Origin of the sequence: Bradyrhizobium algeriense (assembly GCF_036924595.1) — a bacterium.
In the GTDB taxonomy this organism is placed as follows: Bacteria; Pseudomonadota; Alphaproteobacteria; order Rhizobiales; family Xanthobacteraceae; genus Bradyrhizobium; species Bradyrhizobium algeriense.
This window is the reverse complement of sequence record NZ_JAZHRV010000001.1, coordinates 670,233-684,883: the sequence shown is the minus strand read 5'-3', so window position 1 is coordinate 684,883 and position 14,651 is coordinate 670,233. Positions and strand designations below refer to the sequence as shown.

Genomic DNA, 14,651 nt, shown 5'->3' with positions numbered 1-14,651 from the left:
CGCCTGTCAAGAGAACGGACAATCCATCGATGAATTTGCAGAATTTCCAAACTTGCGTATTTTGTTGATCAGCCATTTGTGTAACGTTACATCCATCGCGCCATGAACCCGCCCGCCACCAGATCATTGAAACAAGGCATTCGTGCCGTCGCGGCGCGGGCCGGCGTATCGACGGCATCAGTCTCGCGCGCGATCAACAATCCCGAAGCGGTGAGCCCCGACTTGCGCGCACGGATCTCGCAAGCGATCGATGCGGTCGGCTACATCCCGCATGCGCCGGCGCGCATCCTGTCGTCGCGCCGCTCGCGCACGCTCGGCGCAATCGTGCCGACCATCGACAACACCATGTTCGCGCGCGGTATCGCCTCGCTGCAGAAATATCTTTCCTCGGTCGGCTACATGCTGCTGCTGACCACCAGCGGCTACGACCTCGACGCCGAGCTGGAGCAGGCGCGCAACCTGATCAGTCGCGGCGTCGATGGCCTGGTGCTGCGCGGCGATTGCCATCACGACGCCTTGCGCAAGATGCTCGCCGACAATTCGGTGCCCTTCATCAATGTCGGCATCTATCGGCCCGATCGTCCCTACCCCTGCGTCGGCACCGACAACGAGGCCGCGGCCTACCGCGCCGCCGCGCATGTCGTTGAACTCGGACATGTCAGGATCGGGGTCGTCTCCGCGCTCCAGCGCAACAACGACCGCGCCAGCGCCCGCGTCGCCGGCTTCCGCCGCGCCCTTGCCGAGGGCGGCGTCGAACTGCCGGATAAGTGGCATGTCGAGGTGCCCTATACGCTCGACGATGCGCGCGAGGCGGCGCGCTATCTGCTCAGCCTCGATGACCGCCCGACCGCGGTGGTCTGCGGCAACGACGTCATCGCCTACGGCGTGCTGCTGGAAGCTGAGCGCAGCGGTTTCTCGGTGCCGCGTGACCTCTCCGTCGTCGGCTTCGACGATCTCGACTGGAGCCGGCATTTGCGGCCGAGCCTGACCACCATTCATGTCCCCACCGGCGAGACCTGGCAGCGCGCCGGCGAATATCTGGTCCGGCGGCTGGCCGGCGAACAGGCCATCATGCATCACGAAATCGACTACTCGCTCGTCGTTCGCGAGTCGACGGCCCCGCCTGCACCCCTGAAACGACACGGACGATCACGATGACCTCCACCTTCTCGCTGGCCCAGGGTTTTCATGCCGTTGTGATCGGCGGCGCCGGCGATATCGGCGCCGCCATCAGCAGCGTGTTCCGCGAGCTCGGCGCGACGGTCACCGCCACCGCCGTCAATGATGCCGATCTTGCCCGGACGCCGCTGCAGCCTCAGGCAGGACTTGAGCTGACAACGCTTGATGTCACCGACGACGCCGCGGTCGCAGCGCTTGCGCAACGGCATGGCCGCGTCGACGCGCTGGTCAATTGCGCCGGCATTTTGGCGCGCGACAAGGAATATGAGATCGAGACCTTTACCAAGGTGCTCGATGTCAATCTGACCGGCACGTTCCGGACCTGCATGGCTTTCCGCCCGCTGCTGGCCAACAGCAAGGGCTCGATCGTCAACATCGCCTCGATGAACGCAACGCTGGCGCTGCCGCGCATTCCCGCCTATTGCGCCAGCAAAGGCGGCGTCGTGATGCTGACCAAGGCGCTCGCTCTGGCCTGGGCCGAGGAAGGCATCCGCGTCAATGCCGTGGCGCCGGGCTATATCGAGACCTCGATCAATGCCGCCGGCCGGTCCGATCGCGCGCATTACCAGCGCATCGCCGACCGCACCGCCTTCAAACGATGGGGGCAGCCGGAAGATGTCGCCGGCGCCGTAGCTTTCCTCTGCATGCCGGCGTCGCAATATGCGACCGGAACGGTGGTCGCAATCGATGGCGGCTTTCTCGCCGGCTAGAGCCTTTTCCGTTCCGATTGAATCGGAACGGGGCTCTAGATTCTTGTTTTGACGCGTTTTCTTGACGCGAACCGGTTTCCACTTCGCTGGAAAACGCTTTAATCAGGCGCCTACGGGAATCAATGAAGCTTGTTTCCTCCCGCCGCCGACGACCGGGTTACCGGATCGCCGTTGCCGGACAAGACCTGGGCCGCGCCGCCGATGCCGCGCCGGAACGCCTCATCGAAGGTGACGCCGCGAACCTGCCAACGGTGCATCCGGCCGCCCCAGTCCATCTGCCACTGCGTGGCCCAGCCGAGATCCCGATCGTTCCAGACCAATCGCCCAACCAGAACGACTTCGCCACCCTGCTCGGCCGCAATCGGCGCCAGCGCCGGGAATGGCGCCGTCCTGAGCTCCGCGCCCGTGATGTTCGATTTCGCCAACGCCGCCGTGCCCGGCAGCACAATGTCCATGCCGCGCTTGTCAGCCGCGGCGAGCAACGCGTCGCGCTGCAAGTCGGACTGGGTTCCATCTGTTGTCACGATATAGTTCCTTACGCCTTGTTCCATCTCGACAAAGACGGCAAGGCGCGGACGATGTGAAAGCCAGGGCTTGAGGCCAAGCGTCTTGAGAATGTCGTCGATCTTGCTTTCCTCGAACTCCACGGTGAGATCGTAGGGCCGGTCGCGGGTACCCTGCTCGTCCCGAATGGGCTTGCCAAAAAACTGGTCGCGATAGCTGAAGCCCGTGACGAAACCTTTTGCCTTCGATTTGTAGGCTGCCAGTCGCGGATCACCACTGAGCTTCAGTGCGCCTGACACCTTGATGAGGACGTCCTCCAGACAGACGGCAAAGCCAAAAATGCGGTTCGTCTCGCCCTGGCCCGTCACGGTGACCTTCGCGCGATAAAGATCAGCTCCCGCGGCGGCCATGGTGCCGGCGCACCAGGTCAGGGCGGTTGCCATAAATATCCTGATAATCGCGCGGGCCGTACCACGGCCCATTCCGATAGGCCGGCGTCTCGTCCTGTGCAGATTGGCCATGACGATGCCTCCGCGGTTCCGCATCGAGGATGCTCTTCTCTTCAAACATTCGTTCGTTTTTGCGGAGAGCAAACTTTCCGAGTGCAAGGCCGCACCACGGAAACGGCAAAGCTCGTCGCCGTTTGGATCGAGGTCGCGAGCGGACCCGTCGAGATGACTGCTCTTGCAAAGGTTCAAGCTGGCACTCGCGCCGCATTTCCGGTCATGGGTTTGAGTCCGCGGCACCCGTCAGTGAAATCAGAGACTTATTGCTTCGTCTTCACAGCCTGCGATGCTGAAATCACCGCTCGCAAATCACTGCAAGTCTCGTCGCGGCGCAGCATGCAAAATGAGACTACCGGTCAAGTTGCGGAGGGTGAAGTTGCGCGCGCCGGCCCTGTCATCAGCTAGGTTTTCGCCCGGCGGTTCCGATCGCAATGCAATCCGGCTGCGCGTATGCAGCCGGCATCGACCGCATGGCGATTCCTGGAACGACCTGACGAAGACTTCGCAATTCAAGGCCTGGCAATACAAAAACTGGCGATACAAGGGAGGGGTTCGATGTTTAGAAGCTGTGCGGGACTGGTCGCGCTGAGCAGCCTGTTGCTTTCCGGCGCCGCCTTAGCTCAAGAGAAGATCAAGGTCGGCGTCACCGCGACGCTCGAGGGCACCTATACGGTGCTCGGCGAGGACGGAATACGCGGCCACCAGACGGCGATCAATACGCTCGGCAAGAAGGTCGGCGACAAGGAAATCGAGTTCATCATCGCCTCCACGGATGCCACGCCGGACTCCGCGGTTCGCGCCGTGCGCAAGCTGATCGAACAGGACAAGGTGCAGATCCTGCTCTCGCCATTGTCCGGTGACGAAGGCATTGCGGTGAAGAATTTCGCCAAGACGCGCCCCGAACTGACCTTTGTGAACGCCGCTTCCGGCGCGCAGGAAACGACGTATGTCGACCCGGCGCCGAACTTCTTCCGCTACAACATGGACGGCGCCCAGTGGCAGGTCGGCCTCGGCAAATACGCCTACGACACCAAGCGTTACCGAAAGATCGCAACCGTCGGCGAAGACTATTCGTTCATCTACACCCAGGTGTTCGGACTGGTGCTGGAGTTCTGCGGCGCCGGCGGACAGGTCACCAATCGGCAATGGGTGCCGCTCGGTACCAAGGACTTTGCGTCCGTCATTGCCGCGCTGCCCGACGATGTCGATGCGATCTATCTCGGGCTTGGCGGCGCCGATGCCGTCAACTTCCTGAATCAGTATCAACAGGCCGGCGGCAAGGCGCATCTGATGGGCGGCTCGATCATGGTCGACCAGACCATCCTCTCCGCCAAGGGCAACGCCAAGAATGCGCTGCTCGGCACCATCGCGGCGAGCGGCCAGGCCGATACCTGGGAGGATCCAGGCTGGCAGAAGTTCGTGAAGGCCTATCAGGATGCTTTCCCGCCGAACAAGCGGTTCCCGAGCCCCTCGCTGCTCGCCACCAACTACTACAACTCGACGATGGCGCTGATCCTTGGGCTGCGTCAGGTCAATGGCGATCTCAGCAACAACCAGGCAAAACTCAAGGAAGCCCTCGCCAAGATCGAGCTCGACGCGCCCAACGGCAAGATCAAGCTCGACTCCAACCGCCAGGCGATCGGAACCAACTTCGTCACCGAGGTGGTGGACGACGGCAAGGGCGCATTGTTCAGCAAGGTCGTGAAAGTCATTCCCAACGTGAACCAGACCCTGGGCTACGATCCGGCGGTTTTCTCCAAGATCGGCCTGCCGAGCCGAACGGTTCCGGAGTGCAAGAAGTACTGAGTTCTTCGCATTTGCGAACGGGCCCCGGTCGCGCCCCGGGGCCCGGACGGAATGTGATCTACCCTTGCATTCTCGCGGCGGATGTTGAACGCTGATTGAAAAGACAAGAACATCCCCGCGGGAGGGAAGGCATGAGCAAGGCTCTGGCCGTCTTCCACGGCCGGTTCGGTCGCGCGACGGTCTATCAGTTGAACCGCCCCTTCAACATGCACGCGCATCGTGAAGGGCATCTGATTTTTCATGTCGGTGGAACGCCAGCCGGCATCGATGTGTGCGATGAGCGATGGCTTCTCACAGAAGACTCCATTGTTGCGATCAACCCTTGGGAACCACACAATTTTGTCCCGACGGATATGGAGAACGGGGCAATCTTCTTCGTCCTCTACGTCAACGCCGAATGGTTCGCTCCCGATGCGGCGCGGGCCCACAGCCTGCGGTTCGGCCGAACATGCTTCAAGCGGACGGTTCCCCTCGACAGGCATATCAGGCGAACCGCCGCGCTGGTCTGCGGTGCGCCTTCGCTAAGCAGCCTCGATTGCGAACTAAGGCAGTTGATCGACGGTTGCCATGAGGAAAGCTGGCAAAGGCCCGAGCCGGTGCAGGAGACGCGCACCGCCGCCGCCGTTACTGATTTTCGCGTCCGCAAATCCATCAAGCTGATGTCCGAAAGCCCGGGCGCGGAAATCGAACTGGATTCGATCGCGCGGGAGGCCGGCCTGTCGCGTCCGCATTTCTACAGGCTGTTCCGCACCCAGACCGGCGTCACCCCGAACCTCTATCTCAATACACTGATCATGGAACAGGCACTGGACGCCTTGGTCGCGACCGAGGTGCCGATCGCCGATATCGGCTTCGATCTCGGCTTCTCCTCCCAAAGCGGTTTCACACGCTTCTTCGCTGCCAATGTCGGGATGGCACCGACGGAATACCGCCGCGCCGCCAAAGTCTTGCGACCCTGAGCGTATCAGGCGCGAAAAGATACTGACAATCAAGTGCAAGGTTTGCGGCGCCGTTAGGATGCCGTGAAAACGCGAGCCGAAACGGCCGCGGCGTCTGGGAGGACGGTATGGCGACCGCCGGGCTTTTACCGTGACAGGATTCATCGAACGCCATCCGGCATGGGCGCTGATCCTCTTGATCGCGGTCGCGGTGATGCTGTGGTTGATCCTTGCCGTGTGGCCGCCCGGCCTCGAAGAGGCAATCGGCCGAAAGCGCGTCTTTCTCAACGCCGTCTTCAACGGCATCACGCTCGGCAGCCTCTACTTCCTGGTGGCGAGCGGCTTCACCCTGATTTTCGGCCTGATGCGCAACGTCAATCTGGCGCATGGTTCGCTCTATCTGTTCGGCGGCTACATCGGTTACGCCATCAGCACCTGGACCGGCTCCTGGGTGCTCGGTTTCATCATCGCGTTTATCGGTGTGGCGCTGGTCGGCGTCGTCCTGCAAATCGTCGTCTTCCGCCGCATGGAGGGCGAGGATCTGCGCCAGACCATGGTCACGATCGGGCTTTCGATCGTATTTGCGGACCTGATGCTGTGGGTATTCGGCGGCGATTTCTATCAGATCCAGACCCCGAGCTGGCTGGTCGGCCCGATCGAATTGCCGCTGGTTACCGCGGTCAAATCGTCGGGCGAGGCGGTCTATCTGCGGTACCCGATGGTGCGGCTCGTGATCTTCGCAGCCGCGGTGGTGATCGGCATCGCGATGTGGCTGGCGCTCAATCGAACCCGCGTCGGGATGATGGTGCGCGCCGGCGTCGATGACCGCGACATGCTGGCCGCGACCGGCGTGCCGATCCAGCTCGTCTTCGTCGTCGTGTTCGCGCTCGGCGCCGGGCTTGCCGGCATCGCGGGCGTGGTCGGCGGAACCTTCCAGTCGCTTTCGCCCGGCGAAGACACCCGCTTTCTGCTGGCTTCCCTCGTCGTCGTCATCGTCGGCGGCATGGGATCGATCCCGGGCGCGGCGCTCGGCGCCGTTATCATCGGCCTCGCCGAGCAGCTCGGCTCCGTCTACATCCCGACCTACGCGATCGTGGTGACCTTCCTCATCATGGTGCTGGTGCTGGCGCTGCGGCCGCAGGGCCTGTTGGCGAGGCGCTGACATGTCGCTGGTCCAGGGCGCGCATCAAGAAACCAGTCGGGTAGCATCAGCGCGGGCGGCGTTGCTGGCGTGGCCGGAATTCAACAAGCCGGCCGTCTGGTTGGTGGCGGTGATCCTCCTGATCATGCCGTTCATCGCCAGCGGCTTCTTCCTGATCGAGATCTTCGCCACGACGCTGATCCTCGGGACCATCGCCCTCAGCCTGATGTTCCTGGCGGGCTATGGCGGCATGGTCAGCCTGATGCAGCTCACCATCGCCGGCTTTGCCGCCTACATGGTCGCGGTGTTCGGCATGAGCGCCAACACCAATATCAGCCTCGGCTGGCCGTGGTGGCTCGCCACACCGATGGCGCTGGTGCTCGCGACCATCTTCGGCACGCTCGGTGGTGCGCTCGCGGTTCGCACCGAGGGCATCTACACCATCATGATCACGCTCGCGATCGGTGCGGCCTTCTACTATTTCACCAATCAGAACTGGCCGATCTTCGGCGGCCATACCGGCATCAACACCATCGCCACGCCGAAATTCTGGGGCGTCGACTGGCGCGCCGATGTCCCCTACTACTACATCACGCTGGGCGTCGCGGCGTTTTGCTATTTCGCGGTTCAATATGTCTCGCGCGCCCCGTTCGGCCTCGCACTGCAGGGCGTGCGGGACAATCCCCGCCGCATGGCGGCGCTCGGCTTCAATGTCAACGCACACCGCGTGGCAGCCTACGCCTTCGCATCCTTTATCGCCGCGCTCGGCGGCGTGCTGCAGGTCTGGAACTACCGGCAGATCTCGCCCGGCTCGGTCAGCGTCGGGGCCTGCATCGATATCCTGATCATCGCCGTGGTCGGCGGCATCACCCGGCCCGTCGGCCCCTTCATCGGCGCCTTCATCTTCGTCATCCTGCGCACCTTCGCGCTCGATCTCCTGGTCAAGTTCGGGCTCGACGGCAACCGCTTCCGGTTGCTGATCGGTCTCGGATTCCTAGCCATCGTGTTCTGGTCGTCGGACGGCGTGATCGGGCTCTGGGAGCGATGGCGCCGCCGCGCAACCGCGCCCGACAAACGCGCAAGCGGAGGCCACGGTCATGGATAGCGCCGCGCCACGCTTTTCAGCGGTCGGTTCCGGCGCCGCGCTCGAGCTGCGCGGCGTGACGCGGCTGTTCGGCGCGCTCGCGGCGCTGACCGACGTCACCATCACGGTTCGGCCGGGGGAACGCCGCGCCGTGCTCGGCTCCAACGGCGCCGGCAAGACCACGCTGTTCAATTGCGTGACCGGCGACTTTCCGCCCTCCTCCGGCACCATCCGCTTCTTCGGCGAGGACATCACTCACTTTCCGCCCTATGAGCGGATCCGCCGCGGCTTGCGCCGCACCTACCAGATATCGGCGCTGTTCCCCGGCCTCACCGTGCGGGACAATGTCTACCTCGCCTGCCGCGGCGTATCCCGCGGTCGATTCTCGCCGCTGCGTCCGGGCGCGAACGACGCCCTCATGCATGCAGCCGAAGCGCTGATCCAGGCGGTCCATCTGACGCCGGTCAGGGAACAGTTGGTCGCGGAACTCGCGCATGGCCAGCAGCGGCAGCTCGAGATCGCGCTCGCGCTTGCCGGCGCCCCGCGCTTCATCCTGTTCGACGAACCGGCCGCGGGCCTCTCCCCCACCGAGCGACGCGAGCTGATCGACATCCTGACGTCGCTGCCCGCCCATATCGGCTACATCATCATCGAGCACGACATGGACGTCGCGCTGCGCGTCGTCGAAAGCGTCACGATGATGCACAACGGCCGCGTCTTCAAGGAAGGCCTGCCGCACGAGATCGAAGCCGATCCCGAGGTCCAGGAACTCTATCTGGGGGCCGGTCATGAGTGAGGTCCGCCGCGCCGCGCCTGCCCTCGAAGTCAGGGGCCTCGACGTCTATTACGGCCATTCCCATGCCCTGCAGGGCGTCGACCTGACTTTGGACTCAGGCGTGTTCTCGGTGGTCGGCCGCAACGGCATGGGCAAGACCACGCTGTGCAAGACCATCATGGGCCTGTTGCGGGCGAGCGGCGGCTCGATTCGGGTTCGCGGCGAGGACATCACCCGCCTCAGCCCGGCGCGGATCGCGCGGCTCGGCGTCGGCTACGTGCCGCAAGGGCGACGGCTGTGGCGCTCGCTCAGCGTCGCCGAGCATTTGAGCCTCGCCGCCGGGATGCGGCGCGGGCCGTGGACCATCGATCGCATCTACGAGACGTTCCCCCGTCTTGCCGAACGCAAGGATCATGGTGGCGGCCAGCTCTCGGGCGGCGAACAGCAGATGCTGGCGATCTCGCGCGCGCTTCTGACCAACCCGCATCTGCTCATCATGGACGAGCCGACCGAAGGCCTCGCACCGGTCATCGTCGCCCAGGTCGAGGAAATGCTGGTGCGCCTCGGTGAAGACGGCGACATGTCGGTGCTCGTGATCGAGCAGAATATCGGCGTCGCTACCGCGATCTCGAAAAATGTCGCGATCATGGTCAATGGCCGCATCAATCGTATCATCGACTCCGCGCGCCTTGCGGCCGACCGCGAGCTGCAGCAACGGCTGCTTGGTGTTGGCGTCGTTGGAGTCCACGCCGAGCTGGACACGGATATCGAAGCCGCCGATGCGAGCACCGCGGCTGAGGCGCGTCCTGCGCCGCCGCGCGCCGCGGGCGCAGCCCCAATCCGCGTCTATATCTCCAATCCCACCCTGCCGACGCGGTGGTCGCAGCCGGCGCCGATTGCGCGCATCGAGGCCGCAGCGCGCACGCTTTCGACGGGCGTTACGCGTATCGAAGACGTTGCCCGGCAAAGACGCCCGGCCGGCGCTTCTGTACAAAGCGCATCCGGGCCACCTGTCGTCCTCGTCGCCGGCACGCTCGATACCAAGGGCGAGGAACTGCGCTTCATTCGCGACGTGATCGCCGGACAGGGCTTGCGGACGCGCCTGGTCGACGTATCAACCAGCGGCAAGCTTTCCACCTGCGACGTCTCCGCCCAGGAAATCGCGCTGAACCACGGCCGCGGCGGATCTGCTGTGTTCGGGTCCGACCGCGGCGCGTCGGTGACGGCGATGGCGGACGCGTTCGCCAACTGGCTGCGCCGCCAGGGCAATGTCGCAGGCATCATTTCAGCAGGCGGCTCTGGCGGTGCTTCGCTGGTCGCGCCCGCCATGCGCACCCTCCCCGTCGGCGTGCCGAAGCTCATCATCTCCTCGGTCGCCTCGGGAGATGTCGGTCCCTACGTGGGCCCCGCCGATATCACGATGATGTATTCGGTCACGGATGTGCAGGGCCTCAACTCGATCTCGCGCGCCGTGCTCGCCAACGGCGCCAACGCCATCGCCGGCATGGTGAAGGCGCGTCTGGACAATCAGGCCAGGCTGGAGCGCAACGCGCCGGCCGATCTGCCGGCGGTCGGCATCACCATGTTCGGCGTGACGACGCCGGCCGTGCAGAAGATCGCGGCCGACCTGCGCAACGATTTCGAATGCCTCGTCTTCCACGCCACCGGCGTCGGCGGCCGCTCGATGGAAAAGCTGGTCGATTCCGGAATGCTGGCCGCCGTCATCGATCTCACGACGACAGAAGTCTGCGATCTCCTGATGGGCGGCGTGTTTCCGGCGACCGACGACCGCTTTGGCGCGATCATCCGCAGCCGCCTGCCCTTCATCGGCTCTGCCGGCGCGCTGGACATGGTCAATTTCGGCGCGCCCGACACGATCCCTGAGCGCTATCGCCAGCGCAAATTCCACGTTCACAATCCGCAGGTGACCTTGATGCGCACCACGCCGGAGGAGAACGAGCGCATCGGGCGCTGGATCGGCGACAAGCTCAACCGGATGGATGGGCCGGTGCGCTTCTTCCTGCCGGAAGGCGGTGTCTCCGCGCTCGACGCCCCGGGCCAGCCGTTCTGGGATCCGGAAGCGGACGCCGCGTTATTTACCGCACTGGAGCGCAGCGTGCGCCAGACCAGCAATCGCCAGCTTGTCCGCGTCAAGCGCCACATCAACGAACCCGAATTTGCATCCGCCATCGTCAACGCGCTCCGTCCTCTGGTCGGACGCCCGGGGACCCGTCGGAAAGTCGCGAGGTGACCATGGCGAAGTTCGAACGTTCAGCCATCCTAAAAAAGTTTCTCGCCATGGCCGCCAAGGGCGAGCCGATCGTCGGCGGTGGCGCCGGCACGGGTCTGTCAGCCAAATGCGAGGAAGCCGGCGGCGTCGACCTGATCGTCATCTATAATTCCGGCCGCTATCGCATGGCCGGGCGCGGCTCGCTTGCCGGAATGATGCCGTATGGCGATGCCAACGCCATCGTCGTGGAAATGGCCGGCGAAGTGCTGCCCGTCGTCACAAGGACGCCGGTGCTGGCCGGCGTCAACGGCACCGACCCGTTCCGCGATATGGACAGCTTTCTGGACCAGTTGAAGGCGCTGGGCTTTGCCGGCGTGCAGAACTTTCCAACCGTCGGGCTGATCGACGGCGTATTTCGCGCCAATCTCGAGGAAACCGGAATGTCCTACGCGCTGGAGATCGACATGATCGCCAAGGCGCGTGACAAGGACATGCTGACGACGCCTTACGTGTTCAGCGAAAGCCAGGCGACCGCGATGGCCATCGCAGGCGCTGATATCATTGTCTGCCATCTCGGCCTGACCACCGGCGGTGCGATCGGTGCGCAGACCGCGCTAAGGCTCGAAGACTGCCCGGAACAAATCGACACCTGGGCGGCAGCGGCGCTCTGCGTCAATCCGGACATATTGGTGCTGGCCCATGGCGGTCCTATCGCCGAGCCTGATGATGCCGACTTCATCATGAAACACACGCGCAAGTGCCACGGCTTCTACGGCGCCTCCTCGATGGAGCGCCTGCCGGTGGAGCGGGCGCTCACGGAACAGGTTCGTAAATTCAAGGCGATCGGCGCGCGGTAAACGCCGGGAGCAAAGGGAGGAAAAGATGTCGGGGACTCTGGTTGGCGAATTGATTCTCTGGCTGATCGTTGCGATCGTCGTGATCGCCATCGTCGTCTACATCGTGAACTGGCTCTACCACCGTTCGTCGAAGGAAGTCTCCTTCGTCCGAACCGGCCTGCTCGGCGAACGCGTCGTGATCAACGGCGGCGCCTTCGTGCTGCCTTTCATCCACGACTTTACGCCCGTCAACATGAACGTGCTTCCGATGGGCATCGTGCGGGCCAAGCATGACGCGGTGATTACCCGCGACCGCATGCGTATCGACATCGAGGCCGACTTTTACGTGCGGGTGCAGCCGACGCGCGAGGCGGTCGCGATCGCCGCCGCCACGCTCGGGCGGCGCACGCTCGAGCCTGAGCAGTTGCACGCCCTGCTTTCCGGCAAGTTCGTCTCCGCCATACGTTCGGTCGCCGCCGAAATGACCATGGAACAGATGCACGAGCAGCGCGGCGAATACGTCACGCGGCTCAAGGCCGCCGCCGCCGAAGCGCTCGCCCAGAACGGCCTCGAACTCGAATCCGTCGCCATCACCGACCTCGACCAGACCGATCTGGAATACTTTAATCCATCGAACCGATTCGACGCCGAGGGCCTGACCCGCCTGATGGAGGATATCGAGGCCAAGCGCAAGCTGCGCAACGACATCGAACAGGATTCGATGATCAAGATCCGGACCCGCAACCTCGACGCCGAGCGTCAGGCGCTGGAGATCGAGCGCGAAAGCGAGACCGCCCGCCTCGAACAGGAACGCGACATCGAGATGCGCCGGGCGCTGCAGCGCACCGAGGTGGCGCGCGAGCGCGCCTTGCGCGAGACCGAGGCCGAACAGGCGCAGATTTCCGCCCGTGAAGCCATCGAGAAGGCCCGCATCGCCAACGAACAGGCGATCGCCGAAGCCCGCATCTCCTCCGAGCGCGAGACCCGTCACCGTGAGATCGAGCGCACGCGCGCGGTGGAAGAGAAGGAATTGCTCGCGCGCGAGGAAATCGAAAAAGCCAAGATCGCCAACCAGCGCGCGGTCGATACCGCCCGCATCGCCTCCGAACGCGAGGTGCGCCAGCGCGACATCGAGCGCACGCGGTCGGTCGAGGAAGCCGAGATCACAGCCCGCGAGGCGGTCGAGAAGGCGCGCATCCAGCAGGATCGCTCCATCACCGACGCGCGGATCGCCAACGAGGAAGAAACCCGAAGGCGCGAGATCGAGCGTACCCGCGCGGTCGAGGAAGCCGAAATCGCGGCGCGCGAGGCGACCGAAAAGGCCCGCATCGCCCAAACTACCATCGTCAACGTCGAACGCATCGCCTCCGACGAGCGCACCCGCTCGCTGGAGATCGCGCAGGTGCGCACCATTCAGGAAGCGGAGATCGAGGCACAGAAGGCCGTGGAAGCCGCACGGATCGCGCGAGAGCGGACGCTCGCCGCCGAACGGATCGGCGCCGAGCACGCTACGCGCAAGCTGGAAATCGAGCGCAACCAGGCGCTGGAAGTCGCCGGGATCACCGCGCGCGAGGCGACCGAATCCTCCCGCATCGCCCAGGAAGAGCGCGTTCGCTCGCTCGAAATCGCGCGCAACCGTGCCATCGAGGAGGCCGACATCGCCTCGCGCGAAGCGATCGAGGCCGCGCGCATTGCCCAGGAGAAGGTGATCGCCGCCCAGCGTATCCGGGCGGAGAAGGAAACAAGGGGGCTCGAGATCGACCGCACCGAATCGATCGAGGCCGCCGAACTCAAGCGCCGCGATGCGATCGAACGGCGGCGCGTCGAGGTCGAACTGGCGCTGGAAGCCGAACGCATCGCCTCATCCAAAACCCGTGAAGTGCTCAATATCGACCAGAAGAAGGCGGTCGAGATCGCCGACGAGGAGCGCGTAATCGCGCTCGCCGCCAAGCGCTCCGAACGGATCGATGCCGATCGCCAGGTCAAGCAGGCCGAGATCATCGCGCGCAAGGAAGTCGAGACAACAGATGTCTCGCGCGAACAGGCGCTCGAAGCCGCGAGGCTCGCCCGCCGTCGCGCGATCGAGCAGCTCGAGGTCGGCCGCGTCCAGGCGCTGCAGGAAGCCGAGATCGCCTCTCGCGAGGAAGTGGAACGCGCCCGCATCGCCTCCGACCGCGGCCTCGACGAGGCGCGCATCGGCCGCGAGCGCGATCTGCGGAAACTCGAGGTCAATCGCGAGAAGGAAGTCGAAACGGCGCTGATGGAAAAGGCGATCGCCCTCTATCAGAAATCTCTCGAGGAATCGGCCGCCAAGGTGGCGGCCGAGGATGCGCGCGCGGGAGCGACCGAGGCGGCCGAGCGCGTCGTCACCGCCCGCGACAGCGAGATCGCCAAACGCCAGAAGACCATCGAGGTGCTGCTGGCGGAGAAGCGGGCCGAGGAGACGAAGATCGCGGCCGACGCCGAGCGCGTGCGCGCCGCCGTCGAGGCCGAAGCACAGCGGCTGCTCAACGAAGCCGAGAACGTGCTCACCGACCAGGCGCGCTACTCGCTGTTCCGCCGCAAGCTGCTCGACCGCATCGAGGGCATTGTGCGCGAGAGCGTCAAGCCGATGGAGAAGATCGAAGGTATCCGCATCCTTCAGGTGGACGGGCTCAACGGCGGCGGCGGCAATGGCGGCCGCAGCGCCACCGACGAGGTGATCGACTCGGCGCTGCGTTACCGGGTGCAGGCGCCGCTGATCGACTCGATCCTCGCCGACATCGGCGTCGAGGGCGGGAGCCTCGCCAAGATGCCCGGAATCATTCGCGAGGCGCGCGATATGCAGGGCATCCAGGAGGCAACGCGCAAGAGCAGTCAGAGCAAGCCCGACGCGCCCCCTGCCTCCCCCGCCCCCGGCGAGCCCGCCGCCGAACGCGGACCGCGCAAGAAAGGTTAAGAGC

General features: G+C 64.4%; 11 protein-coding genes. 10 read left to right on the top strand and 1 reads right to left on the bottom strand.

Annotated elements, in window-relative coordinates; all coding sequences use genetic code 11:
* The first annotated feature begins 102 nt into the window (after window positions 1–102).
* Both V1286_RS03310 and V1286_RS03305 read left to right on the top strand, forming a co-directional pair.
* Window positions 103–1,158, top strand: a complete 1,056-nt coding sequence (locus V1286_RS03310) for a LacI family DNA-binding transcriptional regulator (protein ID WP_334477553.1) — start codon at window positions 103–105, stop codon at window positions 1,156–1,158.
* Window positions 1,155–1,889, top strand: a complete 735-nt coding sequence (locus V1286_RS03305; protein ID WP_334477552.1) for an SDR family NAD(P)-dependent oxidoreductase — start codon at window positions 1,155–1,157, stop codon at window positions 1,887–1,889. Before V1286_RS03310 ends, V1286_RS03305 begins: the two co-directional genes overlap by 4 nt.
* A 119-nt stretch (window positions 1,890–2,008) precedes the next feature.
* On the opposite strand, the gene V1286_RS03300 is transcribed toward V1286_RS03305, so the two are convergent.
* Window positions 2,009–2,836 carry a DUF2066 domain-containing protein gene (locus tag V1286_RS03300; RefSeq protein ID WP_334477550.1) on the bottom strand — a complete coding sequence of 276 codons (828 nt, stop codon included), beginning with the start codon at window positions 2,834–2,836 and terminating at the stop codon, window positions 2,009–2,011.
* A 618-nt stretch (window positions 2,837–3,454) separates the two neighbouring features.
* Between V1286_RS03300 and V1286_RS03295 the strand changes: the two genes are divergently transcribed.
* The 8 genes from V1286_RS03295 to V1286_RS03260 all read left to right on the top strand — a co-directional run bounded on the left by V1286_RS03295 (window position 3,455) and on the right by V1286_RS03260 (window position 14,647).
* On the top strand, window positions 3,455–4,705 hold the full coding sequence (locus tag V1286_RS03295; RefSeq protein WP_334477549.1) for an ABC transporter substrate-binding protein: 1,251 nt from the start codon (window positions 3,455–3,457) through the stop codon (window positions 4,703–4,705).
* A gap of 131 nt (window positions 4,706–4,836) precedes the next feature.
* Window positions 4,837–5,664, top strand: a complete 828-nt coding sequence (locus V1286_RS03290) for a helix-turn-helix domain-containing protein (protein ID WP_334477548.1) — start codon at window positions 4,837–4,839, stop codon at window positions 5,662–5,664.
* A gap of 130 nt (window positions 5,665–5,794) precedes the next feature.
* Window positions 5,795–6,805: a branched-chain amino acid ABC transporter permease gene (locus V1286_RS03285; protein ID WP_334477546.1), complete on the top strand. Its 1,011-nt coding sequence runs from the start codon at window positions 5,795–5,797 to the stop codon at window positions 6,803–6,805.
* A 1-nt stretch (window position 6,806) separates the two neighbouring features.
* Window positions 6,807–7,889, top strand: coding sequence for a branched-chain amino acid ABC transporter permease (locus V1286_RS03280; protein ID WP_334477544.1), 1,083 nt, complete (start codon window positions 6,807–6,809; stop codon window positions 7,887–7,889).
* Window positions 7,882–8,664: an ABC transporter ATP-binding protein gene (locus V1286_RS03275; RefSeq protein ID WP_334477542.1), complete on the top strand. Its 783-nt coding sequence runs from the start codon at window positions 7,882–7,884 to the stop codon at window positions 8,662–8,664. Before V1286_RS03280 ends, V1286_RS03275 begins: the two co-directional genes overlap by 8 nt.
* A complete protein-coding gene (locus V1286_RS03270; protein ID WP_334477540.1) occupies window positions 8,657–10,894 on the top strand; it encodes an ABC transporter permease in 2,238 nt (745 codons plus the stop codon). The genes V1286_RS03275 and V1286_RS03270 overlap by 8 nt, the downstream gene beginning before the upstream one ends.
* Before the next feature lie 2 nt (window positions 10,895–10,896).
* Window positions 10,897–11,730, top strand: a complete 834-nt coding sequence (locus tag V1286_RS03265) for a phosphoenolpyruvate hydrolase family protein (protein WP_334477538.1) — start codon at window positions 10,897–10,899, stop codon at window positions 11,728–11,730.
* Window positions 11,731–11,755: 25 nt separating this feature from the next.
* Window positions 11,756–14,647 (top strand): flotillin family protein, encoded by a 2,892-nt coding sequence (locus V1286_RS03260; protein WP_334477536.1) that lies wholly within the window; start codon window positions 11,756–11,758, stop codon window positions 14,645–14,647.
* The last annotated feature ends 4 nt before the right edge of the window (window positions 14,648–14,651 follow it).

Bases quoted from the DNA above. Each gene is read 5' to 3' on its own strand.
- V1286_RS03310 (WP_334477553.1), top strand. From the start codon at position 103: ATGAACCCGCCCGCCACCAGATCATTGAAACAAGGCATTCGTGCCGTC.
- V1286_RS03305 (WP_334477552.1), top strand. From the start codon at position 1,155: ATGACCTCCACCTTCTCGCTGGCCCAGGGTTTTCATGCCGTTGTGATC.
- V1286_RS03300 (WP_334477550.1), bottom strand. From the start codon at position 2,836: ATGGCAACCGCCCTGACCTGGTGCGCCGGCACCATGGCCGCCGCGGGA.
- V1286_RS03295 (WP_334477549.1), top strand. From the start codon at position 3,455: ATGTTTAGAAGCTGTGCGGGACTGGTCGCGCTGAGCAGCCTGTTGCTT.
- V1286_RS03290 (WP_334477548.1), top strand. From the start codon at position 4,837: ATGAGCAAGGCTCTGGCCGTCTTCCACGGCCGGTTCGGTCGCGCGACG.
- V1286_RS03280 (WP_334477544.1), top strand. From the start codon at position 6,807: ATGTCGCTGGTCCAGGGCGCGCATCAAGAAACCAGTCGGGTAGCATCA.
- V1286_RS03275 (WP_334477542.1), top strand. From the start codon at position 7,882: ATGGATAGCGCCGCGCCACGCTTTTCAGCGGTCGGTTCCGGCGCCGCG.
- V1286_RS03270 (WP_334477540.1), top strand. From the start codon at position 8,657: ATGAGTGAGGTCCGCCGCGCCGCGCCTGCCCTCGAAGTCAGGGGCCTC.
- V1286_RS03265 (WP_334477538.1), top strand. From the start codon at position 10,897: ATGGCGAAGTTCGAACGTTCAGCCATCCTAAAAAAGTTTCTCGCCATG.
- V1286_RS03260 (WP_334477536.1), top strand. From the start codon at position 11,756: ATGTCGGGGACTCTGGTTGGCGAATTGATTCTCTGGCTGATCGTTGCG.